This window comes from Paraglaciecola sp. (assembly GCF_039964565.1).
Lineage (GTDB): Bacteria > Pseudomonadota > Gammaproteobacteria > Enterobacterales > Alteromonadaceae > Paraglaciecola.
In genome coordinates, this window is the sequence record NZ_JBDVXF010000032.1 from 81,993 (window position 1) to 105,994 (window position 24,002).

Below are 24,002 nucleotides of genomic sequence, written 5' to 3' on the forward strand. Positions count from 1 at the left end.
AACTTATTCTCCTGACTGAGTCATTGCGCACTAAAATATAAGAAAACTTTCAAACCTTAACTGTTTGGTGTAAAACCACTGCCAGACGAGCAATGCGTTGTTGCAAAATATTTGGATTAAGATGTCCACTTGGGTTATTTCATGAGCATATTTAGAGTTTCATTTTTATACGCACTGCTATGTTTTGTAGTGGGAGCAGTGATAGCAAGAGAGCAAAAGCGACCCACTGATATGATATTTTCGTATGTCGAACATCCCACTATGATTAATTACCTGCTTCCTCTTATCAAAGCTAGTTATGGGAAAATGGGGATAGAAACCCATTTTGTGCCTCAGCCTTCTAATCGGAATTTGCGGCTAGTAGAAGAGGCTAAGATTGACGGAGATGTGGGGTATATGCGAATCGTTTTGGGAGGATACAACAACTTAATCACAGTTGAACCGCCAGTTGTACTAGGCATTTTTACTTTGTTGTGCCAGCCAGGCCTAGCCTGTAATGCGGATGTATTAGCCGATGAAAAGTTGACAATAGTGACCACTTCGGCAACACAAACAGGGCTGCTGAAGGGGTACAAAGGCGTGGTGAATGCAGGGTTTTACGAAGTGAATAATATTTCTGTGATCCCAGATTTTGTTAGCGTGAAGCGCTTTAAATACGCTATTTATCCCACTAGTGAAAAAGACTTGTGGCGCCTCAATACTGCGAATTTAAACTACGTTAAACTCTTCGACTCTAACCTTTACCATGTTCTTCACAAAAAATATCAGTTTATGGCGGATGAGGTCGAAATTGCACTAACACAGACGATTCAGGAAATGAAAATAAAATAAGTGCTCAATCTTGGTTATCAACAACGCGACTACTTGTGAGTTTACGCCCTTCAGTTAACACCTAGCTACACCTAACAAAATCGCCGACTTATTTAAGGGGAAATTTAGTTCGCCGTTAAAACAGTTACCACTACCAAAAAATAAAGACCAAACCAAATTAGTATCGTTGGACATAATCACAACTAATGCTTATTCTATAATGGTGCGTTTAACTAAATAAAGTCATCTTTTTGTTATAAGTATGTTAATGGCGATAAGGCGAATACGGCAATTATGGATTCAATTCTTCTCATTATTTTTATCTCCCTAGCAATTGCCTGTGTGCTTAATTTGGTTTTAAAAAAGCTCTCAATTTCGCATATCATTGGTTACATCATTACCGGCACGATCATTAGTAATATATTCGATTTTAATGGCAGTGAAAATCTAAGTTCGTTAGATTTAATTGGTGAATTTGGCATAGTGTTTTTGATGTTTACCATTGGTTTGGAGATGTCTTTTACCAAGCTAAAAAAAATGCGAGAAGTGGTATTTATCAACGGTACCTTGCAAGTTCTACTCAGTGCGTTGGTGATTTATCCCGTTGCCCATTATATTTTTGCGTTAGATTCAACTTCTTCAATCATTATCGCTTTGTCATTTAGTTTATCGTCTACTGCCATTGTGCTGACCTATCTAAAAAAATCTAAGGATATCGTGACACCCTATGGTGAAAAGTCGGTCGCCATTCTTATATTTCAAGATTTAGCTGTGATACCGATTCTTTTATTGATTAGTTTTTTAGCCAATAATGAATTGTCGATGCAGGAAATCCTTATTAAAACCCTGTTGTCTGCCTGCGCTGTAATCCTATTTATGTTCACTCTGGGCAAAAAGCTAATTGAATGGTTATTACATTTTTCTACTAATGCCAAACTCGAAGAGCTGTTTTTAGGTTCAGTCTTAACCATAGTCATTGGGGCATCATTGCTGGCACACGAAATGGGGTTTACCTATTCTCTTGGCGCATTTATAGCAGGGATGATCATTGCCGAAACCCACTACCACGTTAAAGTTGAGTCAGATATAGCTTCGTACAAAGACGTGTTGCTGGGCGCTTTTTTCTTTTCTATCGGCACTAAGATTGATATCCACTATTTTTACCAAGAGTTCTTTTTAGTACTCGGGGTATTACTCTTAACCATGTTAGTTAAAGGGGCGATAATTTTTAGTCTGATTAGGCGTAAATCAAACAAAAGTGACGCCATAAAGTCAGCTATTGCGTTATGCCAAATTGGCGAGTTTTCATTCGCGATTTTTTCTTTGGCGGCAAACCAACACATTATTTCTGAACAATTAGGCAGCTTTCTAATTTTGGTCACAGTATTGTCGATGATAATCACCCCTTTTATGGTGAACAATATCTATAAGTTAGCGTCGTATTTTGTAGTGGAATTTTTTGAGTCAGATAAGATCACCCCTATAGCGGCAACTAACCATATTATTATTTGTGGGTTTACAATTGTAGGGCGTATTGTCGCTACGGAATTAAGTAAACAAGGCAAAAAATTTGTGATTATTTCGGATAACTTATCTCATGTGTTATTGGCCCGAGACCGAGGTTATATGGCATATTTTGGGCACTTAGAAAAGTTACCTGTATTGGAGTCACTTAAGGTTGAGCAATCAGCCAATATCATTATCACTATGAATACCTTGGTAACCAAAAAGATTATCTGTCAAGCGGTGTTGGATTATTACCCAGATGCCAAACTTATCGTCAAGGTGAATAGCCGCGCTGAGCAATCAGCTTTGGCAGGGTTGACTATACAGTCGTTTGTACACGCTCGTCGTGAGGCTGCTTTGTTATTGGTTAAGAAAAGTTTGGATTCGGCAGCTTAATTTGATTATTGCGTTCGCTTAGAAACCTAGATCATTGCTCCCCCTTAAGTTGTAAAAACCTTCTTAGTTTATTGGTACCCAGCACAATGATTGTACCTCGTTTGCAGCTGTGCCAAGATCAATGCCGATTTTACTCTTACAATTCTAATGGACAGCCGTTGCGTCAGATATTCCTTTTTTCGTTGTTACTGCAATTTATATTTTTTGCGACTAGTGTACGTGCCGAATTTGGCACTTGGACTGAATTCAAAAGCCCTCATTTTAGGCTTTATTCTGATCTCGACACGGAACAAGTAGAAAGAGCCTTGTTGGATTTTGAGGTGTTTAGAGCAACCTTGGTTGAATTATTACACTTAGACAATAAACACTTTGCACCTGTTGATATCTACGTGTTTAAAAGTCAAAACGATTACGCAAAAATACAACCAAACCGCAAAGTCAGTGGTTTTTTCATGGATACCGTTCGGGGGCCAGTAATGGTAGTTGGGCCCGGAAATTTAAGAAAACTCGATTTGAGTACGTTATATCACGAATATTTGCATTACTTACTCAGAGTGAATTCAAGCTTTAGGTATCCACGTTGGTTTGATGAAGGCATTGCCGAACTTTATTCTAGTTTGGAATACGATGAGAATTATGTGGTTATTGGTAAAATGGCTAATCGCGCAGCAGGGAAATACGCAAATAGTGGTTTGCTTGATTTAAAAAGCTTATTTACTCATACCGATATTATGTCTGCGTCGAATAACATCATTCAGAAATATTACTCAACCGCTTGGCTTTTTGTACATTTTTTGCAATTTAGCAGTGTGAATGGATTTGATGATTACAACGATTCGTTGACTAAGTTTTTAAATCTGTACAATAAAGGAGTGGCTCCTTTAGAAGCGTTTGAGCAATCTTTTGTTGTCAGTATTGACGAGTTGCAAAAACAGTTGGAACGTTACAATCGTAAACGGATCCTATATGCCAAGCGCTTTACAATACCTAAGTTTAGTTTGGATTATCAAAGCGAAAAGCTTAATCAGGGGCTGCTCTATGCCAATATGTCACATTTGGCATTTTCGAAAGGTCAACGCAAAAGTTCCGATAAATTTCTGCAACAAGCCCTGGAGCTTAATGATTTAAAGGCGCTATCGGTTCAGTCATTTTTATTGGTACGCCAAGGGAAAACCACTCAAGCCATGGCTCTGTTGGATGGATTAGTCCGCACTAAAAATTTGGATGCAGAGGTGTACCTCAATATAGGGCAGGCATATAAGGAACTGACAAAACGATTGTCCAAACGCAACGATGAAATGCGACGGTTAGCAATATACTATTTAGAACAAGCGAAAAAGAAGGGGCGTTTCAGTCAAACTCAGGTATTTTTAGCCGATTTATACTGGCAAATTGGTGAGTACCAAAAGTCATCTGAAGCAATTATCGCGGCGGTGAACCTAATGCCTTCGAATCTCTATCTAAACTATAAAGCCGGCTCATACATGGTGAAAATGAACAACAAGGAATATGCCAATTTTTACCTTGGAAACGTGATTAATTGGTCGAAAAACTCTCAGCAAATTGCCCAAGCTAAAATATGGTTAGAGAGCCTTTAGTTTTTGTCAGCATGCCCAGAGCGAGCCATTATTGTTACCGAGCGAATAAAGTCGAAATCAACAAGGCAAAACTAAACGGGATGATTTGTCATAGTATCAAGAACCATAAACCAGCACCAAAATGGCGAAAATAAATCCTACTCCAGCTATTTTTAAGCCATTTCTAAATAATTTGGTTTTTGGTAGAAACATGATAAAAGCCGAAAACACAAAAAATAACAAACTTGCACCAAAACTAATGTTCAGCCAGTAGAGTGGACTATTAGTGGTGGCTTTGTGCAATTTGACGAGCTTTTGAAGCACTAACGGATAATCTTTGCGGTTTACGACCGCTAATCCAGAGGTTTTGTCATAGCTACCTTGCTTAAAAATAACCGTTGATTCATTTTGCTCTAGTACTCTAAAACCCTTGATTCGTAGTTGCTCCCCTAAAGCGTCTGCGCTAAGTTGCGTTGCTAGCTGGCGTTGTTCTTGTTGTGGGTATTTGAGTATGTCGGTGTTCCTGAAAATCAACAAAATGCCACTGATAGCATAAACGGCCATTATGCCCGAGAGGAAAAAACCTAACCAACGGTGGTATTGACGAAACGTACTGTGAAACTTAGTTGATGCCATAGCGTTTATAAGACCAAACAAATGTGATGAATTAGCCTATAAGGTACTTCATTCATCCGCTTAGGTTAATACGCTTTAGGAATTTTTAGCTATATCCGACTGTTCTTTTGGCTTACAGGTCCAGCATCGGGTAGACAACACAAAAGATTTGGTGAAAATCACTCAAGGGTATAACCTATTGTTAATAGTTTATTAACTTTAACTACACAGGAGCGTTATCAATATGGCAAAGAAAAATTTGTTGGACGTCTTTAAAAGTGTTGCTGCCAGTATGTTGGGTGTGCAAAGTGACGCTAACTACAAAAGTGATTTTGAACAGGCTTCTTTTGTGCCGTATGCCGTAGTTGGAGTGCTATTTGTACTTGGTTTGATTGGTATCTTAGTGTTGATAGTGAATCTAGTACTTTAAAATAGAAGTCGTTAGATTTGGCTTAACTTATCAAGTGCGCTTTTGTCTAAAATGATGATCTTTCCATATTTAATGTTTATGACATTTTCTTTTTGTAAACTTTTCAATATTTTGTTGACCGTTTGCCTAGAACTATGAATAAGTTGCGCAAGGGCATCTTGAGAAATAGTTAATTCATTTGTCAGTGTATTTTGTTGTTCTTCCAATCCTTTGTGTAACAAGCTTAACCTTTTACACAGCTGACCTTTTAAAGATAAACAACCAGTCTCATCTATTAGGCTGAAAGTAGCACGCACTCTTTGACACAGAAGGCGCATAAGGTGCTGCGACCAATCCTGATGGTCATTGAATATTTTCTCAAAAGCTGACTTGGTGATTTTTAATAGTGTCGTTGTACCTTCAGCATGTCCATCGTGTGTGCGTGGCTGTCCATCAATCAGTGAAATTTCTCCAAACCAATTACCAGGTTGAATCCACGTTAGTACTAGCTCTTTACCTTCTACTGAAAAGTTACTGACTCGAATTCGACCACTAAGTACACAGTAAAACCCGTCTGCCAGATCGTTTTTTTTATGCAATATTTGTTGATTGTTCAGTACTTTTCGCTTTCCATTTTCAAGTAATGTATTTGCTAATGATTCTGGAAGAGAAGCAAACCATGGATTTTGCGAGAGGATCTGACGGATTTCGTGTGATTTCATAAAAACTCAGCAATTGTCAATTAGGCGACAGTTTAGTTTGTGGTCCCTAGCTTATCGTAAGCTAATTAATATTCAACTGAGAACAAAACAAATGACAACTTCAGTAAAACAACAAGTGAGTGAACAAGAATGGCAAACCCGAGTTGATCTAGCTGCGTGTTATCGAGCCGTCGCTATGCACGGTTGGGACGACCTTGTGTTTACCCATATATCTGCTCGTGTGCCTGGTCCAGAACATCATTTTTTAATTAATCCATACGGGATGATGTTTGAAGAAATCACCGCTTCTAGTTTGGTTAAAATTGACTTACAAGGTAACAAAGTCATGGAATCGGATTATGACATTAACCCCGCGGGATTCACTATTCATAGTGCTGTGCACGAAGCTCGAGAGGATGCAAAGTGTGTACTGCATTTACATACCGCGGCGGGTATTGCGGTGTCAGCGAGTAAAGATGGGCTTTTACCTCTGAGTCAACAATCGTTGTTTCCTCTTTCGTCATTGTCTTACCACGACTACGAAGGTGTGGCATTAAACCCTGATGAAAAAACACGGCTAGTGGCAGACCTTGGTGAAACCTATTTCATGATTTTACGTAATCATGGTTTGTTGACTTGTGCCGAAACCATTGCCGATGCATTTGTGTATATGTATTTTCTGGAATGTGCCTGCCAAATTCAGCTTAAAGCCCAAGCGAGTGGCCAAGAATTGAACCTTATTCCGTCGCAGATTTTAGCGGGAATACAAGCTCAAGCTAAACAAGTTACACGCTCTGCAGGTGGTGCTTTGGCATGGCCTGGAATATTACGTAAATTAGATCGTAACAATCCTGGATACGAGCTTTAACAGTTGCTAAAACGTGATTTAAAAGCTTACATAAAAAATGCTCAGTTCAGTGAGTTGTGCGGACATCGTATTGCTCACTGGCAATCATTGGATTTCCATAAACATCCAAACAAGCCAACTATTTTATTTATTCATGGATTTCCGAGCGCTGCGTGGGATTGGTATTATCAATGGCAACATTTGGCTAAACAGTATCGCTTAATTAGCTTAGATTTATTGGGCTTCGGTTTGTCGGCGAAACCTACAAACTATCCATATAGCTTGCTGGAGCAAGCCGATATTATAACATCGCTATTGAGTCAATTGGGCGTTGAAAACTATCACATTCTTGCGCATGACTATGGCGATTCTGTGGCACAGGAGTTATTAAGTCGCCATGAAACATCAGGTCACTCGGCTAAAATTTTGTCGCTTTGTTTTCTAAATGGGGGGGTATTTGCTTCTCACCATAGACCTTTATTGACACAAAAACTGTTAAAAAGTCGAATCGGTCGTGTAGCAAGTTATTTTATGAACAAGGCGAGTCTAAGTCGGGGGTTTAGTAAAATATTCGGCGTTAAGAGTCAGCCCCAAGATGATGAAATAAATATCTTGTGGCAACTTATTGAACATAACAATGGTAAAAGGGTGTTACCAAATTTATTGAGCTATATTGACGAGCGCAGCGAACACGACCAACGTTGGACCCTAAGTATGGTCAGCACATCGGTCCCTTTGTATTTTATCAATGGGGTACAAGATCCTATCTCTGGGCAACATATGCTTGATCACTATATTGAGATTGTCCCTAATCCTAAAACTACGGCATTAGACGTGGGGCATTATCCACAACTTGAGGCACCGCAAGATGTTTTAGATTTGTATCAAAGGTTCTTGAGTGAGGTCATTGTTTAGGTTTGCTGCAATACACTCTATGTTCTAGACAAATATTAGCTTCGATTGGCAGCGTGTCGAAACAACGCCAATTTTTACTGTTAAAAAACTGAACCTGGCTGCCCTGACTTAAATAGATTTTCAGAAACTGGTTGGTAACTGGCAGTAGTTAATTAAAAAAATAGTTCAGAGCGTGGCATAATAATCCTCATATAAAATTTGCTATCCCCTAATTATGAAAATTTACTATGAAGACAGTATGCCTTATGCCGCTGAGTTTTTTGAAGAACTCGGAGAGTGTCAGGTTTTCTCCCACAAGTCCGTCAACCCTGACATGTTAGCTGATGCAGACGTTTTGTTAGTTCGCTCGACGACTAAAGTCAACGCTGATTTACTTTCGAAAAATTCACGCCTTAAATTTGTAGCGACCGCTACTGCGGGGACAGACCATGTCGACCAGAGTTATTTAGAAACGCGAGGTATCCCTTTTGTTTCTGCTGGTGGATGTAACGCAGTCGCGGTGGCTGAATATGTACTGAGTGCCATGGTGGTAACAGCCAATCAATACAACTGGCAGTTACAACACAAAACAGTGGGTATTATTGGGGCAGGGCATGTGGGCACGGCTTTGTCCAAACGCTTGAGTGTGCTTGGTATAAAACATAAATTGTGTGATCCTCCGCTTGAAGATGCTGGCGACAGTCGTGAATTTGTTGGCATGGATGACATCATGCAATGTGACATTATTAGCATACACGTGCCATGGGTTAAATCAGGTAAGTATCAAACTCAAAACCTGTTTGATAAACAAAGATTGTTGCAATTGTCTGAGCAACAATTGTTAATCAACGCATGTCGTGGTGAAGTATTGGATAACCAAGCTGCTTTGGAGTTATTTGAGCAAGGCAAAAAGCTCAATCTAGTGTTAGATGTTTGGGATAACGAACCCGATATCAAATTGCAATTGATCCCCTATATTTCGCTTGCCACTGCACACATAGCTGGCCACACAATTGAAGGTAAGGCCAGAGGCACCGAAATGTTATATGTGGCTTTATGTGAATGGTTGGGTAAGCAAGTGCACAAAAAACTCAGTGATTATTTGCCCGAACCTAATATAGGACCATTTAAGGTGGATGCTGAGAACGATCTCGTAGCGGCGGCGAGCCAACTAATTCTTAACGTGTACGATATTTCCAAAGATGATCAAGTTTTTAAAAAACAAGCCGTGGGGCCCGAGCAATTTAGATATATCCGAAAACACTATCCTATAAGAAGAGAATTTTCTGCAATCGCGGTAAATACTGGAAATTTTGTTGATTCAAAGGCAATCTACGCTCTTGGATTTTTAGCTGCAAAATAGTGTGGCTAAAATTCATGATAATCCCATTTTATTTAAATTTTTAGGAGTAATAAAACCATGTCTCGGGCCTTTGATGTCGCCGTGTTGGGCGCTACTGGATTAGTAGGACAACACATGATTGAAATTCTTGAACAAAGAGATTTTCCAATCAACAAACTTTATCCATTAGCCAGCGCACGTTCTGCAGGCGGAAAGGTGACCTTCAAGGGAAAAGAGATTACCGTTTTAGATGCTGATGAATTTGATTGGAGTCAAGTTCAGCTAGGTTTTTTCTCAGCTGGCGGCAGTGTCTCTGAAAAATTTGCACCGATTGCGGCTGAAGCAGGTTGTGTGGTGATCGATAATACCTCTCATTATCGCTATGAAGCAGATATTCCATTGGTTGTGCCAGAAGTTAACCCACAAGCATTAGCAGAGTTCCGTAATCGCAATATTATTGCCAATCCAAATTGTTCTACTATCCAAATGATGGTGGCTCTAAAACCTATTCATGACGCGGTGGGTATAGAGAGAATTAACGTTTCTACTTATCAGTCTGTATCAGGAGGCGGCAAATCTGCAATAGATGAGTTAGCCCATCAAACCGCGGCCTTGTTAAGTGCTAAAGAGGCCAAGCCCGATGTATTTAGTCGCCAAATTGCGTTTAACGTTATTCCACAAATCGATGCCTTTATGGATAATGATTACACCAAAGAAGAAATGAAAATGGTGTGGGAAACCAAAAAGATAATGGGCGACGACACTATATTAGTGAATGCAACAGCTGTGCGTGTACCGGTCTTTTATGGTCATGGCGAAGCGATTCACTTAGAAACACGTGCGCCTATTGATGCTGAAGCAGTAAAGGATTTGTTGGAAAACGCGCCAGGAGTTGTACTACATAGAAACCGAGAGGATTTTCCTACTCAAGTAAGTAGTGCCAGTGGAAACGATGATACCCATGTTGGGCGTGTCAGGAATGACATCTCTCATCCTAACGGGATCAATATGTGGGTTGTTTCTGATAACGTGCGCAAAGGCGCTGCAACTAACAGTGTCCAGATCGCAGAGGTGCTTGTTAGGGATTATATGTAGGTCACGTTCCAGCGAGAGTCACAGTTCAAATGTGACTCTCAATAATTCCCTATTGTTGCCGATAATATCCTTAGCTAAAACCATTGAATCAGACAATTAAGTGTTATACCGATAATCGGGCCGTTGGCTACGACTATCTGGGTAAACTAAGCTGTGATTCTAGATCAAACCGACCTTCTAGTTTATAGTTGTATAAATAGCGAGTGGTAGCTTTCAAACTTGGAATGCGAATTGCTAAGGATATAAGTCTGGGAATGTATCGGTCAAAAAAATGACATGAGTAGCAATCACTTAGTCAGTTGTTCATAACGATAAAAGATACTTTTTAAAACGAAATTATTCTAGATTAGCACTGCTGCGAGCAACCATGTTAATAGTGGTAAGTTGATGTTTTGGGGAAAAGGAAACATATGAATTTGCGAAAGATAGCATTACAGCTTTTTATTATGCTGAATTTCGTTACTGCTGTTTATGCTGCTGATTTTCAACAAGTTCAGATAAAAGGCCCGAAGGACGCAACTGATCAATACTCCGGTACCACTTATGGACCAATAGAATCTTCCGATACCCTATGGCAAATTTCCCAGCGTTATAGACAAAATAGTGGATTATCGGTTTATCAGGTTATGCAGGCGATCTATGAGCTAAATCCTGATGCGTTTGAACAACAAAATATCAATTTGTTAAAAGATGGTTCGATTTTAAAGTTACCGTCCGAACGTTATATCGCCAGAGTTAGTAATCAACAAGCAAGACAGAAAGCGGAACTGGATTCTCAGAACTTAGAAAACCTCTCATCTAATTCTTCCAATGGAAGTAGCACAAATAGCCAAAATCAATCAACTAGCAATACAGCCACTTTGGATGAAACCAAAGAGCTAATAGAGCAAAAGTTAGGTGCTATTGACGAGGCACAAAATCGCCAATTTATGGCAATTCGGAAGCAGTTTGCCGAGTCTATTAGTAGCGTTCAAAGCATCTTAGATGAGAATAAAAGGTTATTTGAAAGACTCGATAAAGTGAATACCGACATCGATGAAATGCGCGGTCAGGAACAACAAAAATCTCTACAAATGGAGCAGATGGGTGAAAGCATCGAGGAGTTGTTAGAGAAATCTCGTCTAGAAGATGCCAAAAAAGCGGCACTCATGGCTGAACAAGGAGAGTCTTGGCTAAATAATCCAATTATGCTTATTTTACTGTTTACTCTTCCTGTTTTATTGGTACTTGCTGCTTTTGCGTATTGGATGATTAAACGTAAAGAATCGGTAGCCGTTACTGCTGAAGAAGATGATATCGACGACCTTTCTTTAGATCCCCTAACTGCTGAAATGGATGACTTGTCAGACGCACTCAGTCAAGAATTGTCGTCTGATGATAATGACGATCTCGATAACGACAACTTATTTGGTGACGACGACTTACTCGACGATGTGTTAGCTGAAGAGCTTGAAGAATCCTTAGATGATGCGCTTGGCGACAGTATAGAAGAGCCCCTCGTTGATGATTCAGAAATTTTTGATGAATTAGGCGATGACGACCTCGATAATTTACTCGATGAAGAAGAGTTTGAAGTTGGCGCCGAAGTTGTAGAGCAAGATGAGTTAGACAGTTTGTTTGACGAAGATGATGAATTGTTATCTGAATTGGATGAAGAGCTTCCGGTTGATTCTGATGACGTCTCTAATGATGACTTGTTAGCAAAAGTGCCTGATGGCAGCGATGATTCTGATATTGACGATATAGTGGTTGAAGAAGACGAACAACAAGTCGAGTCAGAAGTAGATGACATAGAATTTGAAGAAGACGCTGCATCAGATGAATCTTTGTTGGCGCCAGTAGAGGTTGACGAAGAACAACCAGAAATTAGTATTGACGAATTACTTGAGAAGCCTGAAGACAAAAATGTTGCCACCGAGCTACTTGAGGACTCTGGTGATATTAATGAAGAGGTTTTACAAAACCTTGATAATGAGATTGCTTCTCAAAATGAAGAGCTCGACAGTGTAACAGGCAGTCTTCTTGAAGAATTAGAACAAGTCGAACAAATGCGTTCGATGATGCCTGATGAAGATGAAGAGTTGCCAGACTCTACAAACGAACCGCAACTTGATATTCAGAATTATGATGCTTTAGAAGAAGACATTGATGACGACTTACAGGCTGATAGCTTTGTAACACCAGATGCAATTGATGCAGACGATGATGTTGAAATCGATATATCTGAAGTGCTTAACGAGACTGTACATACTGATGTCGACGAATTACTTGATAGTGAGTCACAGCTAGAATCCGAAGATATGACATCGTCGCAAGACGACAGCGAACTAACCGATGCTGTAGTTGATATGCCTCAAGCCAACACAGACTCTGAAGAAGCTGAATCGGTCGAAACAGAGCCAGAAGAGTCGCTAGACTCCACTGTAACACCAGTAGATGAAGAGCAGACAGAACCAGCCAAAATAGCATCAGATGAAGAAACCGCAGAGTCGGCTGAAGCAGCCGCAGTTGAAGAACCCTCAGATATAGAGTCAGAAGAAGAGGCCGCAGAAACTGCCGACGTTGAACCGGTTGATGAAGTTACAAGTGCTAATGAAGCAGAAACAAATGAAGAAGTGGAAAAATCTGCAGAAGTAGAGCCAAATGACGAGTTAGCAGAGCCGACACAAGCAGATGTAGTCGATGCCCCCGTAGATACAGAGTCAGAAGAAGATGCCGCAGACTCTGCCGCAGTTGAGCCTAGTGATGAAGTAACAGAGTCTACCGAAACAGAAACAATTGAAGAAGTGGAAAAGTCTGTAGAAGTCGAGCCAGATGATGAATCAGCAGAGCCGACTGAAGCAGACGTTGTCGATGCCCCCGCGGATGCAGAGTCAGAAGAAGATGCTGCTGAATCTGCCGCAGTTGAGCCTAGTGATGAAACAGCAGAGCCGACTGAAGCAGACGTTGTCGATGCACCCGCAGATTTAGAGTCAGAAGAAGACGCAGCAGAACCTGGAAAAGTTGAGCCGGTAGATGAAACAGAAGAGTCGGTCGAAGCTGACGTAGCCGAAGAACCCGCAGATATAGAGTCAGTCGAGGAAGCCGCTGAAGCTGCTCAAGTTGAGCCTATTGATGAAGTAATAGAATCTACCGAAGCAGAAACAATCGAAGAAGTGGAAGAGTCTGCAGAAGTCGAGGCAGATGATGAATCAGCAGAGTCGGTCGAAGCAGACGAAGTCGAAGAACCCGCAGATATAGAATCAGTAGAGGAAACGGCAGAAGCTGCCCAAGTTGAGCCGGTTGATGAAGTCACAGAATCAGTCGATGATTTGCTAAATAAAGAGTTGAATACGCCTAGCAGCAATGACACTGCTTTAGACGAAGATCAACTCGAAAAAGCATTAGAAGATTTTGAAAAAGCAGAACTGGACGAGGTTTTAGAGGATCTTACGTCAAACGAGTCAGCTTCTATCAGTTCTCTTGACGATCTAGAGTTTTCAGCAGATGACTTCGTTTCTAAAGAACAAAGCCAAGCTCCTGTTCCTAAACAACCCGCATCCTTAGATAATTACGATGCAATAGAAGATTTTGATGATAGTGAACTTGATAGTGCATTTGACGAAAATTTTGAAAACACTACCGTTGATTCATCGAAAAGTAGTAGTGATGAATTAGATGATTTACCTGGTTTAGGGGATTGGTTGGACGATGATGCTCTGCCTCCTAGTGAACTGCAAGCGACAGGTACTGAAGACAAAGAGGTTTTGAATGAACTAGAAGAATCAAGCTTTGATGAAATGCTTGAGTCTATTGATCTGGACGAAGAGTTATCAGCGATTGAAGATGATGACACGGGTTTCGATATCGAAGCGTTATTAGATGAGACACCGAAAAACGAAGAAAATAATGAGATTCAAGCCGATTCTGAAGATTTTTTAGATGTGGAAGCATTATTAAATGAAAGTGTTGATGCTGAATCAGAAGATGAAGTCGACAAAGCATTAGACTTAGATATTCCTCTCGAGCCCTTTGTAAACGAGTTCGATAATTTGGAAATGATCGACGTTGATGCTGACGATGGTTTAGGCGCGAAATTAGACTTGGCCCATGCCTATATAGAGATCGGAGAAGAAGAGTCAGCTAAAGAGTTACTCGAAGAGGTGTTGCAAAAAGGCAGCCCAGAGCAGGTTGCCGCAGCAAGAAAAGTCATAGATAAATTGGATTAGAAAGTGACTTTTAAGTTGAGCTACATAGTTAAAAAGCAACTAACCGAAAATTAATGAATGATTTTGACTCGTTGCTCTGTCTATGAAGTTTACGAGTCATTAATTAAAACGAATTTTGAGTCACTGCGCATTCCATTGATTTTTATGTGGTAGTCTGACATTCAGTTATGTCATAACATATTAAGCACTGCGTTTATTTAAGCAGCAGATTACATTCGAATATAGGCATCTATGTTAAAGTTAATTTTAGTGTTCACCTTATTCTCAGTTTCTTTTTTTGTGCAATCCAATCAAATCTCTGTCAACGTACTGACACAAGAAAGGCAACGAGTGGGCAACGTTGTGGTTTATCTCACGCCAAAGGTATCTGAGGTTAGTGCCGTCTCTACTAAAATAGAAATAATGGATCAGGTGAATACACAATTTTCACCGCATATATTGGCGATTCAAAAAGATACACAAGTGCGCTTTCCTAACTCTGATTCAATCAAACATCACGTTTACTCATTTTCGCAACCTAAGACTTTTGAGCTGCAGTTGTATAAAGAGCTGCAAGCCGACCCTTTGCTTTTCTCAAATACTGGTGCAGTAGAATTGGGGTGTAATATTCATGATTGGATGTTGGGCTATATTTTTGTTGTGGACACCCCTTACTTCGGTAAAACGGATATTGATGGAAAACTGACTCTGGAAGTACCAGAAGGGGAGTATCAATTAGATATTTGGCATCCTAGAATTCAAGATGATCTTAGTGTCTTGTCTAGGTCAGTGTCACTGCCCGTTGAATCTGATGTAGAGATAGTGCTATTTTCACCACTTTTGCCTGACGTAAACCAGTATGAAGAAATTTCTGGTGAATTCTCCGAATATGAATAATGCGCTAAGATACCAATTGGCAAGTTACTGTATGATGCTTAAGTGGGCGATTGTAAGCTTGCTTGTCTTCAGCGTTAAAAGTTTTGCCGTTGATATTTCGGGACTAATACAACTGAATTATGTCAAAGCGAGCGACCACGCTTCTTGGCTTGACGAAGGAACAGGGATCCTCGCTTACTCCAAAGATGGCGTAAACGTTCAGCAAGCGTTCGTCGAGTTATCGGATAGTTTTTCTAATGGTTTGAGTTACAACCTTGTCGCTAATTATTATCAGTTAGGGGAACAAAACTTAGGTATTTCCCAAGCCCAGATCAGTTATAAACCCTTGAGTCGCTCGAAACTCAGGTGGCGTGGCCGAGTCGGTTTTTTTTACCCTAAGCTATCTTTGGAAAATGTTGATACAGGTTGGTTGTCACCTTTCACTTATACCCAATCAGCGGTCAATAGTTGGATTGGCGAAGAACTCCGTACTCCGGGTCTAGAACTAACCTTGTATAGCCCGGGACGCAGTCGAAATAGTCCAATTTCGTTTGAATTGCATGGCTCGTTGTTCAAAGCAAATGATCCGTTGGGCACAATAATCAGTTGGCGTGGTTTTGCTATGCATGACAGGCAAAGCTTAAATAATGACCGCATTCCTTTTGCTGCTTATCCTAGTGTCATCGCTGAAGACCGAATCTTTCATCCTAACTATGTTGAGCCCTACCATGAGCTAGACGGTAATATCGGCTTTTACCTAGGTGCTCATATTGATTATTACAAGCAGTCAACGCTACGTTATTACTATTACGATAATCAGGGCGATCCATTGGCGGTGAGTGACGAAAGGTTGTACGCATGGCGCACCAATTTTCACTCCCTTGCACTGCAGCACAAATTCGACGGCCGTACCCGTATTCTTGCACAATGGTTGTCAGGTAGTTCTGTTATGGGAACGCGTTTTGTATATATCGATTTTGATGCTTGGTACATGATGCTCAGCCATAAATATAAAAACCATAGGGTTAGCCTACGTTTTGATAAATTTAAGGTGCGCGAAGATGATGTTTTTGAGTGGGATCAAAATAATAGTGACGGCCATGGTTTTACCTTAGCGTGGCGCTACGACTTAAATAAAAACTGGCAAATAGGTCTAGAGCAGCACTTAAATGAAAATAGTGCCGATATCAGAGCCACCCTAGGAGAAAATATTCAAGTCGATCAACAGCAAAGTCTGGCGGTACTTCAATATCGTTGGTGATAGCTACATTATCGTTTGGTCAAACGCTACCTTGCTTTTCAACCACTAAAACTCTTGCTTCACCGATCGGATCAGCATAATGTTTGCAGCCTGAAGGCACGTAAAAAATATCACCAATTTCAAGTAATCGTGATAATTGTTTATTTTCCTGTTCGTAATGCATGGTGACCTTTCCGTGCAACACCACAAACACTTCATCTTTTTCATTGATATGCCATTGATATGCTTGATTTGTCCAATGTAGACGAGTTGTTATGCCTTGCATACAAGCAATGTCCATGGCACCCCATGGCCTGTCGGCTGTGAAGTCTTTGGCTCGAATAAATTGCATTATTTCATGATCCTTTTAGTAGAGGGAGGATATTGAGTTAAGAGTTGTTTTGGGCGAACCGGTCTTTTTTCTAAGTTTCCTCGGCAATTTGGACAACAATGATGATGTAAATGGGTAGTGCAGTCTTCACAATAAGTACACTCAAAGGTACAAATATAAGCCGTTGAATCAACGGCTAAGTCGCAGTTGCAAGTCTCACAGTTTGGTCTAAGTTGCAACATGTTGTTGTTCCAAAGCTTGGTTTGAAAACCCAGTATTGTTCCACTGGAACTCCATTTGTTTAGCAGTAGATAATGCGAGCTGTTGGTTACTTAGCTTGCTGAGTAAATGCAGACTCATATCGATGCCAGCAGAAATGCCGGCAGAGGTGATAACTCTGTGGTTCTCTACCCAGCTTACATTTTCAACTATTGGGATAGTTGTAAACATCTGCTTAAATTGTTGTATGTCTCTCCAATGGGTTGTCGCTTTGCAGCCCTTCAATATGCCTGCTTGGGCTAGTAAAAATGCCCCAGTACACACAGAAGCCGTAATAGACACATTGAGCGCTTGTTGTTGCAGCCAATCGATAACGTGTACTTTTTGCATTTCTGCCTCGTGAACACCTCCAGAAACGATGAGTAATTCTAGTGGCGGGTGATTACGAATATTATATTTTGGAGAAACACAAAAGCCCCCTCTCGCTAGCACATGGGAATCGTCCTCTGCGATTAAAAATACGTTAAATTGCTGTTCAATATGACTCAATCGGTTTGCGGTCGAAAAGACTTCAAATGGCCCTGAGAAATCCAATACTTCAGCGTTTTCATATAGGTAAATACCTATATTAATTGGTGATTTTTTATTTAACATTTGTTTGATCCCTTTGGAAACGTAGCTAGCCAGAACTGTGAGTTTGTGACTTCAGTCAACCTTTCAATCGCTTAATTAGAATACTAATCTAGAAATTTGTTGACGAAAATGACATAAAAGTATAGTTTTCTGCCATGTTTGTTACGCGCCGTATACTGTTCGTTATTTTTGACCAGTTTGAATTGCTGGACCTTTCCGGGCCGTCATCGGTGTTTCATGCCGCCCAAAAATTCTTAGCGCAGCCAAGTTATTCAATTCACACTTTGTCCGTTACTGGCGGAGTAGTGCGTTCTCGCACTGGTATTGAAATAAGTAGTCAAAAGCTTGAAGAGTTCAATGTCAGTCAATTCGATACCATTTTAGTTGTGGGTGGTGATAATGACGCTATCACTTTGATTTCCAAAAATCTTACTCTGCGAGCTTGGTTAACTTTCAATGCATCCAGAGCCGAGCGGCTTGGTTCGATTTGTTCTGGTGCGCTGGTATTGGCGGAAAGTGGTTTACTGGAAGAAAGAAAAGCCACAACCCATTGGGCTGACCTAGCGCAATTGTCTCGAGACTACCCTAAAGTGAATGTTCAGCAAGATGCATTGTATTGTGAAGATCGAAATATATGGACGTCCGCGGGTGTTACTACCGGTATAGATATGGCACTCGCTATGTTAGGGAAAGATCATAACAGTAAAGTCATGCAGGAAGTGGCGAGTTGGTTAGTTGTGTATGCGCATCGACCTGGTCATCAATCGCAGTTCAGTGAATTATTAGCAGCACAGAATCAGCACGTTTTTAAAGACATTGTAGTGTGGTTAGATTGTAATTTGCATCGACCACTAAAAGTACAAGATATGGCTGAGCAGTCGGCTATGTCAGAGCGTACTTTTTATCGGAAGTTTACTGATGAAGTGGGATGTACACCTTCGAAATTTTTAGAAAACAGACGGTTATTTAGAGCCAAACATTTATTGGAAGCAGGAGGCGTAATTAAGTCAGTTAGCGCGCGTGTGGGTTATACGTCTGTATTGGGGTTTACTAAAGCTTTTGAAGCTAAGTACGGAATATCGCCAGCTTTGTTCAAACGTCTACATGCAAAAAGTGAATAACTGAGTGATATATCAGGCCTATTGAAATAGGCCTGATATAAGGAAGAATATTTTTAGAAGAAACTATAAACCAAAGTAACAGCAGTTTGTGTATCTAACTTGTCAGTATCTCCATCAACATCAGAGTTATGATCCATCAAAAAAGAGAGTTTAAGCGATAAACCACCACTTATTTGGGCGGATACAGAGGTTTCTGATTTAGATTTAGTATTATCGCTACCTACTTCAGTACTTAGCAATTGCTTAAAGTTGGCAGTATCAGAAATCTTCCAGTTGTAGTCCAACGCAGCCCTGACGATCATGCCATTTTGTTCTACGCCTTCGGTGGTTTCTGAGAAAGAATAACCAGGACCAATACTGTAACTAAATTTACTGGTATCGTCTTCCCACATCTTTTGTGACCAACCAGCGGCCAACGTTGCTTGGTAATTATAGCTGCTAAATCTGTCGTCTTCGTAGGAAGCAAAACCAAATAAGCGATGATCTGGGTTTTCTAATTTGTAATTACCCTGTGCGGATAAAAAGTACTTTTGTGCAGTTGTCTCGTCTACAGGGCTATCACCCACTTCATCTCTCTTATAAAGCGCTTCTAGGGTATAGTCATTGCTCCACTGGGTTAATTCTTGATGAGCTGATAACTTACCTTTCACCGAAGTGGTTTCTGTATTACCTGTCGTTGCGATGTACCCAAATTCACCGTCCATAGTAAATGGCTTTACTTCGTCAGCTGCAAACGCATTTCCAGCTGCACATAGCCCAAGTAAAATTAGAGATTTTTTCATTCGTATATCCTTTGTATGTATATTTAATTCAATTTGTATAGATAGGGGTATTTTGACAGAAGCTAAACCCCAGAAGTACCCTACTTTAGTCGTACCAGACAATTAAAAAAACTGGTAGACCAGAGTAACAGCGGCTTCAGTGTCCAATTCTTCAATATCGGGACCGACACTCGTGTCATGGTTCAATATTAAACTTAGCTTCATCGCTAATGCGCCTGTCAACTTTGTTGACAATGATGTTTCAGATTTAGTTTTGTAAAATTCTTGGTCAGCTTCGGTACTAATAAATTGCCGAAACGTAGCGTTTGCAGAAAATTTCTGTTTGAATTCCATGGCTGCCCTAACAATTAGTCCTTTGGTATCGTCTTCAGTATTGTTTTTTTCAACTTCGGAAATGGCATAACCGGGTCCTACACTGTATTTAAACTCACTTTGTTTATCGTGCCACAGTCTTGAGGTCCATCCTGCAGCCAATGCAGCTTGATAACGAAAACCACTAAATCTATTGTTTTCATATTCACAATAGATAAAAAGCCTATCATCAGGCTGGGTTAGTTTGTGATCGAATTGTCCCGACAAGAATAATCTTTGGGCAGATGCCAAGTCTTTTTCTTCTCCCTCTATTTCTTGCTGGCTTTGTTTATACAAAGCGCTACCAATAATTTGATAACTCCAAGATGTTAACTCTTGACTGGTATTTATCTTAGCTGTGGTGGTCGAGGCATTAGTATTGCCACTTGCTACCAAAAAACCAAACTCACCAATCATCGATAACTCATCATCATCCAATGCGGGTCTATCCGCTAAATAAAGTGAGTGCATGATGTTTTGCCCAGCGAAACAATTGTTAGCTGTTAATAAAACAAAAAGGAGAGGGAGCCACTTCATAGTGTAAACATACTATTAGTCTAAATAATTTGGGGGAATTATATATAAATTCACGGTAATTGTGCATAGATAAAGGCGCAAAATCTATGAAAATCAGGTATTTCTACGTTAAATTAACTTAAGTGGTGGGTTCATAACTCCTAAAACCCCCTCTGCTTCCATTGATGCAAATTTAACCGCGTCATTCAGATCTTCTTGCTCTAGTTTTAAGTACTTCAAAACGAGAGGCGTAATTAATTGGCTTGCAGAATATAAATTGTCATGAGTCATGGCTACGCTCGCTCGCACAGCTGTGTAAATGATTGCGATATCTTTGTTTTGAAGCGCACTATTTTCGTCATGTAAATCCATTACTGGAATATATAACTGGCTAGGTAAACGCCAATACTCCATAAGTTTTGCGCTACAATTTGCGTAGTCAAAACCTAATACTTGGCGTTGTAATTTCCAAGGTGAGGTCTTTTTGTCATATTTACAGCAGTCTATTGCCAGGTTTGGCGCTTGTACTGCGACTAACAACTCGCCCAAATTGTGTAGCAAACCTAATAAAAAAAATCGTTCACTGCCGCGAATCTTTACCATCTTCGCAAGATGTTTTGCGACCAAGGCAGCGTAAATACTCTGTAACCAGAATCTTTTTAAATCAATCACATCGCTACTGAAATGTTCAAATGCAGAGCTTGCTGTTTCTGCCATAATCAGATTATATAAGGCTTCGCCTCCAATAATGTTTATGGCTTTGGCTAATGAATCTATTTGAGATTCAAATCGAAACAATGGGCTGTTGGCTAACTTCAATAGTTTTGATGATAACGACGGGTCTAACGCAATGAGCCGACCTATATCTTCAAGGTCAGATTGCTCGTCATCTAACATGGAGCGAATACGCACACAAATATCGGGCAATGCAAAGGATTGTCCGGCTACTCTAGTGATTTCTAAAAGGTTAATTGATGACATAGTTCATTATTTGGGAGTTTGTATTAGCCTAGTATAAACATTCGTGATTTGAAAAGAGAGAGTCTTTTTATTCGTAATCACTAGTATACAGAAAATAGGTTGATTTTTATTGATAATTAGATAGGGTGTTTTAACAAGTAGTTAACATTTTGGGCTGTATCTCTATGGAAGAGCTTTCTGGAATAGACGCATCATTTTTATATCTAGAATCACCAAAGATCCCTATGCATATAGGTGGGGTCGCCATTTTAGAAGGTTCACTTAAGTTTGATGACTTTCGACAATTTGTGAGTGACCGCGTGCATACAGTCGAAAAGTTAACGCAAAAATTGGTTACAGTCCCCCTTAGTTTAGATAGACCTTACTGGATAGAAGATCCAGATTTTGATATCAATATGCACCTGCACCGAACTGCGTTGCCTCGACCTGGTGGTTGGAAAGAATTACGCTATTTGGCATCGAGGCTGTTTTCTCAGCAGTTAAATCGAGAGCGTCCTTTATGGGAGTTTATCTTTGTTGAAGGTGTGGACAATATCCCGCAAGTTCCCAAAGGTTCGGTAGCCTTAATTACTAAAGTTCATCATTCGGGGTTCGATGGCAAGTCTGGGGCCGATTTAATGTCGATGTTATTTGACGTTTCAGATACTCCCGCTCCTCCTAAGCCTGCTGTTATCAAACAAAAGCAACCCATTCCCGGTCCAGTTGGATTAATGGCCAAAAGTGCCTATAACTTTATTTCCCGCCCAACTAAGCTGCCAGGTCTCTTGTGGGATACCGGTAAGGCGACTTTAAAAGCTGGTTATATGACCCGTGCTCAAGGCATAAAAATGCCCACTATGCCGTTTAATGCCCCGAAAACCAGATTTAACAATTTGGTGGAAATGGAACGCACTTGGGACTCAGCAATACTGGATATCAATCGCGTAAAGGCACTTCGAAAAGTGGTAGAAGGGGCAACATTAAACGACGTGATTCTCGCCATCTGCGGTGGTGCGCTTAGACGATATTTATTAGAAAAAGGCGAATTACCCGATAAGCCCCTTGTTGCAATGGTGCCAGTATCCACTCGTACTGCAGAAGAAAAAAATGCGATGGGGAATCAAGTGTCTGCGATGTATGTGCAACTCGCTACCGATGTTGAAGACCCTTGCAAACGTCTCGAAAAAATTCAAATCAATACTATGGTGGGTAAACTTTACCAAGATGCCATTGATGCTAAAAGTTTAATGGGATATGCCGAACTCATTCCTTTTGGATTAGCTGGAGTAGCGGCAAGGTTCTATTCTAGGGCTGCGATAGCGAAGCACCATAGTCCACTATTTAACGTGGTGATCACTAATGTGCCGGGGCCACAAATTCCCATTTATCTAGCGGGGCATAAACTCATTGTGAATATGGGAACCGCGCCTATTTTTGATGGTATGGGTTTAATAATGCCAATTTGCAGCTATAACGGTACCTTGACTATTAGTCCCACAAGTTCAGCCAATTTAATGCCTGATTTAGAGTTGTTTACTCGTTACATTCGTGAAAGTGCTAATGAGTTAGAGTTGGCAGTACAAGAAAAACTCGCGGGTCGAGCAGCGCTTGATGCGCTTATGCAAGAAGAATAATCTCAACGTTTTATAGGATTTGTGATGAAACATGTATTACCTAATATTCCAAGACCTTCTTTATTCCATATGTTTAGCGAAGGTCGGTCATTATTTGAGCTTAGTGCCTTTGGGATTACGCTACCCTTCCTGAAAAGGGCGCCCAACGGCGATGGTCATCCAGTGTTAGTGATCCCCGGTTTTTTAGCCAGTGATCTGTCTACCAAACCCATCCGCTCGTTTTTAAAAAGAAAAGGATATCAAAGCTATGGTTGGGAGCTTGGACGCAATTTGGGGACACATATAGTAGGTGGCGAACAAGTACTAAGTGATAAACTGATCAATCGGGTAATTGAATTATCGGTCATTCATGACGCCAAAGTGAGTATAGTGGGTTGGAGCTTAGGGGGGATTTTAGCTAGGGAACTTGCTCGTATTATCCCTGATTGTGTGCGACAAGTGATTACTTTAGGTAGTCCGTTTAATGGGGCGCAAGGTTCATCTCCTGCTGTTGCAGGGCTGTTTGAAATGATAAATGGTAATGTTTCAAAAACTAACCCTGAAATAGTACAGCATATGCAAACACCTCCTCCCGTGCCAAATTCCGCGTTGTATTCTAAAAGTGATGGTGTAGTACATTGGCAGTCCTGTATTAATCACCACATTGAAGCGCATCATCAGGCAGAAAATATACAGGTCAGAGGTAGTCACTCTGGTTTAGGTCACAACCCACAAGCAGTCTGGATAATTGCCAATAGATTGGCGCAGGCAGAATCTACATGGCAACCATATCATAACCAAGCTGACCAAGAGGTCTCCTCCGGGCAACAAGGTGAGCAACTTAGCCACGGTGTGTGAATTGCAGCAACTTGGGAGTTTGTTGCAAATTATCGAATAGGGTGTTGCTGATGTAAAAAGGACAAACTTGTAAAAACTGAATTTTCAGGCAAGCTAAGGCCTGCTTAATTTTTGTGAGTCAAT

Annotated in this window: 22 protein-coding genes; 14 read left to right on the top strand and 8 right to left on the bottom strand. The window is 40.5% G+C overall.

The annotated features are described in order from the left end of the window. Positions 1 to 141 precede the first annotated feature (141 nt). The 3 genes from ABJK37_RS15150 (at position 142) to ABJK37_RS15160 (ending at position 4,310) form a co-directional block, all read left to right on the top strand. On the top strand, positions 142 to 831 hold the full coding sequence (locus ABJK37_RS15150) for a hypothetical protein (protein WP_348355617.1): 690 nt from the start codon (positions 142 to 144) through the stop codon (positions 829 to 831). Between the two features lie 273 nt (positions 832 to 1,104). Next, complete coding sequence (locus ABJK37_RS15155; protein WP_348355620.1) at positions 1,105 to 2,712, top strand: cation:proton antiporter; 1,608 nt, start codon at positions 1,105 to 1,107, stop codon at positions 2,710 to 2,712. Positions 2,713 to 2,870: 158 nt separating this feature from the next. Further along, entirely contained in the window at positions 2,871 to 4,310 is a 1,440-nt protein-coding gene (locus tag ABJK37_RS15160) for a hypothetical protein (protein ID WP_348355623.1), read from the top strand. A 96-nt stretch (positions 4,311 to 4,406) separates the two neighbouring features. Here the strand turns inward: ABJK37_RS15160 and ABJK37_RS15165 are convergent, their stop codons facing one another. Continuing rightward, a complete protein-coding gene (locus tag ABJK37_RS15165; protein WP_348355625.1) occupies positions 4,407 to 4,925 on the bottom strand; it encodes a hypothetical protein in 519 nt (172 codons plus the stop codon). Between the two features lie 223 nt (positions 4,926 to 5,148). Here ABJK37_RS15165 and ABJK37_RS15170 point away from each other — a divergent pair, with 223 nt between their 5' ends. Next, positions 5,149 to 5,334: a DUF2970 domain-containing protein gene (locus ABJK37_RS15170; RefSeq protein WP_348355627.1), complete on the top strand. Its 186-nt coding sequence runs from the start codon at positions 5,149 to 5,151 to the stop codon at positions 5,332 to 5,334. 11 nt (positions 5,335 to 5,345) lie between these two features. Here the strand turns inward: ABJK37_RS15170 and ABJK37_RS15175 are convergent, their stop codons facing one another. Beyond that, positions 5,346 to 6,035: a Crp/Fnr family transcriptional regulator gene (locus tag ABJK37_RS15175; RefSeq protein WP_348355630.1), complete on the bottom strand. Its 690-nt coding sequence runs from the start codon at positions 6,033 to 6,035 to the stop codon at positions 5,346 to 5,348. 91 nt (positions 6,036 to 6,126) lie between these two features. Between ABJK37_RS15175 and ABJK37_RS15180 the strand changes: the two genes are divergently transcribed. From ABJK37_RS15180 to ABJK37_RS15210, 7 genes are all read left to right on the top strand, one after another. Then, on the top strand, positions 6,127 to 6,882 hold the full coding sequence (locus ABJK37_RS15180; protein ID WP_348355633.1) for a class II aldolase/adducin family protein: 756 nt from the start codon (positions 6,127 to 6,129) through the stop codon (positions 6,880 to 6,882). Positions 6,883 to 6,885: 3 nt separating this feature from the next. Continuing rightward, positions 6,886 to 7,776 (top strand): alpha/beta hydrolase, encoded by an 891-nt coding sequence (locus ABJK37_RS15185; protein ID WP_348355636.1) that lies wholly within the window; start codon positions 6,886 to 6,888, stop codon positions 7,774 to 7,776. Positions 7,777 to 7,990: 214 nt separating this feature from the next. Beyond that, entirely contained in the window at positions 7,991 to 9,118 is a 1,128-nt protein-coding gene (locus ABJK37_RS15190) for a 4-phosphoerythronate dehydrogenase (RefSeq protein WP_348355639.1), read from the top strand. Between the two features lie 57 nt (positions 9,119 to 9,175). After that, positions 9,176 to 10,192, top strand: a complete 1,017-nt coding sequence (locus ABJK37_RS15195) for an aspartate-semialdehyde dehydrogenase (RefSeq protein ID WP_348355642.1) — start codon at positions 9,176 to 9,178, stop codon at positions 10,190 to 10,192. Between the two features lie 410 nt (positions 10,193 to 10,602). Continuing rightward, on the top strand, positions 10,603 to 14,400 hold the full coding sequence (locus ABJK37_RS15200) for a FimV/HubP family polar landmark protein (RefSeq protein ID WP_348355645.1): 3,798 nt from the start codon (positions 10,603 to 10,605) through the stop codon (positions 14,398 to 14,400). A gap of 231 nt (positions 14,401 to 14,631) precedes the next feature. Beyond that, positions 14,632 to 15,276 carry a methylamine utilization protein gene (locus ABJK37_RS15205; RefSeq protein ID WP_348355648.1) on the top strand — a complete coding sequence of 215 codons (645 nt, stop codon included), beginning with the start codon at positions 14,632 to 14,634 and terminating at the stop codon, positions 15,274 to 15,276. A 34-nt stretch (positions 15,277 to 15,310) separates the two neighbouring features. Further along, the gene (locus ABJK37_RS15210) at positions 15,311 to 16,516 is read left to right on the top strand and encodes a hypothetical protein (protein ID WP_348356095.1); all 1,206 of its coding nucleotides are present in this window, start codon (positions 15,311 to 15,313) and stop codon (positions 16,514 to 16,516) included. 19 nt (positions 16,517 to 16,535) lie between these two features. Here ABJK37_RS15210 and ABJK37_RS15215 read toward each other — a convergent pair whose 3' ends face one another. From ABJK37_RS15215 to ABJK37_RS15225, 3 genes are read right to left on the bottom strand one after another with little or no spacing between them, the layout of a single operon-like run. Then, the gene (locus ABJK37_RS15215) at positions 16,536 to 16,847 is read right to left on the bottom strand and encodes a cupin domain-containing protein (protein ID WP_348355651.1); all 312 of its coding nucleotides are present in this window, start codon (positions 16,845 to 16,847) and stop codon (positions 16,536 to 16,538) included. Next, on the bottom strand, positions 16,847 to 17,068 hold the full coding sequence (locus ABJK37_RS15220; RefSeq protein ID WP_348355654.1) for a DUF1272 domain-containing protein: 222 nt from the start codon (positions 17,066 to 17,068) through the stop codon (positions 16,847 to 16,849). Before ABJK37_RS15220 ends, ABJK37_RS15215 begins: the two co-directional genes overlap by 1 nt. After that, complete coding sequence (locus ABJK37_RS15225; RefSeq protein ID WP_348355657.1) at positions 17,055 to 17,699, bottom strand: DJ-1/PfpI family protein; 645 nt, start codon at positions 17,697 to 17,699, stop codon at positions 17,055 to 17,057. Before ABJK37_RS15225 ends, ABJK37_RS15220 begins: the two co-directional genes overlap by 14 nt. Positions 17,700 to 17,833: 134 nt before the next feature. On the opposite strand from ABJK37_RS15225, the gene ABJK37_RS15230 reads away from it, so the two are divergent. After that, on the top strand, positions 17,834 to 18,799 hold the full coding sequence (locus ABJK37_RS15230; protein WP_348355660.1) for a DJ-1/PfpI family protein: 966 nt from the start codon (positions 17,834 to 17,836) through the stop codon (positions 18,797 to 18,799). Positions 18,800 to 18,852: 53 nt separating this feature from the next. Here ABJK37_RS15230 and ABJK37_RS15235 read toward each other — a convergent pair whose 3' ends face one another. The 3 genes from ABJK37_RS15235 to ABJK37_RS15245 form a co-directional block, all read right to left on the bottom strand. Continuing rightward, a complete protein-coding gene (locus tag ABJK37_RS15235) occupies positions 18,853 to 19,581 on the bottom strand; it encodes a DUF481 domain-containing protein (RefSeq protein WP_348355663.1) in 729 nt (242 codons plus the stop codon). Between the two features lie 102 nt (positions 19,582 to 19,683). Beyond that, complete coding sequence (locus ABJK37_RS15240; RefSeq protein ID WP_348355666.1) at positions 19,684 to 20,403, bottom strand: DUF481 domain-containing protein; 720 nt, start codon at positions 20,401 to 20,403, stop codon at positions 19,684 to 19,686. 174 nt (positions 20,404 to 20,577) lie between these two features. Next, positions 20,578 to 21,429 carry an HDOD domain-containing protein gene (locus ABJK37_RS15245; protein WP_348355669.1) on the bottom strand — a complete coding sequence of 284 codons (852 nt, stop codon included), beginning with the start codon at positions 21,427 to 21,429 and terminating at the stop codon, positions 20,578 to 20,580. A 164-nt stretch (positions 21,430 to 21,593) separates the two neighbouring features. Here ABJK37_RS15245 and ABJK37_RS15250 point away from each other — a divergent pair, with 164 nt between their 5' ends. Together ABJK37_RS15250 and ABJK37_RS15255 are read left to right on the top strand one after the other, a co-directional pair. Further along, positions 21,594 to 23,042 carry a wax ester/triacylglycerol synthase family O-acyltransferase gene (locus ABJK37_RS15250; protein ID WP_348355672.1) on the top strand — a complete coding sequence of 483 codons (1,449 nt, stop codon included), beginning with the start codon at positions 21,594 to 21,596 and terminating at the stop codon, positions 23,040 to 23,042. A gap of 24 nt (positions 23,043 to 23,066) precedes the next feature. Beyond that, on the top strand, positions 23,067 to 23,879 hold the full coding sequence (locus ABJK37_RS15255; RefSeq protein ID WP_348355675.1) for a hypothetical protein: 813 nt from the start codon (positions 23,067 to 23,069) through the stop codon (positions 23,877 to 23,879). Positions 23,880 to 24,002 lie beyond the last annotated feature (123 nt).